The organism is Nitriliruptor sp., from assembly GCF_040882075.1.
Lineage (GTDB): Bacteria > Actinomycetota > Nitriliruptoria > Nitriliruptorales > Nitriliruptoraceae > Nitriliruptor.
Genome location: NZ_JBBEBZ010000215.1, coordinates 1 through 1,721, shown reverse-complemented (window position 1 = coordinate 1,721; position 1,721 = coordinate 1). Strand labels below are relative to the sequence as shown.

Here is a 1,721-nt window from a genome sequence, read left to right as displayed (position 1 = left end):
CGTGCTGTAGACGTTGGGGTCGCCGATCGTGGCGAACGCGGCGGTCCGTCCGTCGCCGACCACCTCGGCGACCGCAGCTGCGGCGGCACGCCAGCTGTCCTCGCGGGCGTCCTCGCCCAGCTCGAACGGCAGCCGTGTGATCGGGGTGGCGTGCGGCACGTGGGCGAGCACGACCCGTTCCGCGTACCCGGGCTCGTCGGGCGGCGAGGTGGCCGACACCGGCACGAAGATGGCGTCCGCGGCCAGCAGCGCGTCGCGGCCTTTGACCGTGATCAGCTCCGGGTCGCCGGGCCCGACCCCGACCCCGAGCAGTGAGCCCGCGCGGCCCTCGTCGCTCGCCGCCATCATCGGAGCACCTCGGCGCCGACGTCCGGATCGGTAGGGCCCGTGTCGGTGTCCACCCGTCCTGCCGGGACGTTGTGCCGGGGTCCGGCGGGCTCGGCACGGGCGGCCGCAGCGACGAAGCACCGCGCCATATGGGGGGCGCCCACCCAGGCGGCGTGGAGGTAGCTCGCGTGCAGCGTGCCGGTGACGAAGCCCTCCGGGCCCGTGTTGCTGCGGGCGGTCAGCTCCCACGCGGGCTGTGTCCCGGCGCGGGGCTCGACGGTCGTGCGGTGGAACTCGTGCCCGCGGACGCCGGTTCCCGCGGGGCCGAGCGCGCCTGCCGTCGCCGTCCGTGCTTCGCGGTAGCCCAGTGTCAGTCGGTCGCCGAAGGTGGCGTCCGCGTCGATGAGCCCGACCATCGGGTGGCCGTCCAGTTCGCGGCACAGGTAGAGCAGGCCGCCGCACTCGGCGACGATGGGGCCGCCCGCCGCAGCCAGGACGCGCAGGTCGTCTGCCAGTCGTGTGTTGGCCGCGAGGTCTTTAGCGTGGACTTCGGGGAACCCGCCGCCGAGGTAGGCGCCGACCGTGCCCTCAGGCAGTCCTTCGTCGGTCAGCGGGTCGAACGTCACGACCTCGGCTCCTGCGGCAGCGAGTAGTTCGCGGTGCTCCTCGTAGACGAACGTGAACGCGCGCCCGCCGGCGATGGCGATGCGGGGACGTCCGGCGACGGGCGTGCCGACCACGGCCTGTGGCGACCAGACGGCCGTGTCCAGCGGTGGGGCGCTGCGGGCGAGTGTGAGCACCGCGTCCAGGTCCAGGCGGGCGGCGACCGCCTCTCCGAGGTCGGTCACGGTCCGGCGGGCATCGTCGGAACGTTCGGCTGCGGGGATCAGCCCGAGGTGTCGGGAGGGGGTGACCAGCGAGTCGTCGCGGTGCAACGCGCCGACGACCGGTAGCTGCAGGGGGGCCAGCGCTTCGCGGACGAGCTGCTCGTGCGCGTCCGAGCCCAGCCCGTTGAGCACGATGCCGGCGATGCGCACGGTCGGGTCGAAGGTCGCGAACCCGTACACCTCAGCGGCGACGGACCGTGACGCGGCGGTGGTGTCCACGACCAGCAGTACTGGCGCCCGCAAGAGCCGGGCCACGTGCGCGGTCGAGGCCTCGTCGTCGGCGCCCCGTCCGTCGTACATCCCCATGACGCCCTCGATGACCGAGACGTCGGCGTCGCGGGCACCGTGCGCGAACAGCGGGCCGATCCGGTCCGGCCCGTGCAGGAACGCGTCGAGGTTGCGGGGTGGCCGGCCGGTCGCGACCGCGTGGTAGCCGGGATCGATGAAGTCCGGGCCGACCTTGTGTCCCGACACCGTCAGGCCACGCGCGCTGAGCGCCGCCATCAA

Annotated in this window: 2 protein-coding genes; both read right to left on the bottom strand. The window is 73.9% G+C overall.

Features of this window, described 5'->3' with window-relative positions; translation table 11 throughout:
* A partial coding sequence (locus WEB03_RS15870; RefSeq protein WP_368071897.1) for an SAM-dependent methyltransferase occupies positions 1–348 on the bottom strand: 348 nt, incomplete at its 3' end.
* Positions 345–1,721 (bottom strand): cobyrinate a,c-diamide synthase (locus WEB03_RS15865; RefSeq protein WP_368071896.1); only part of this gene is annotated, 1,377 nt, incomplete at its 5' end. The genes WEB03_RS15865 and WEB03_RS15870, both read right to left, overlap by 4 nt.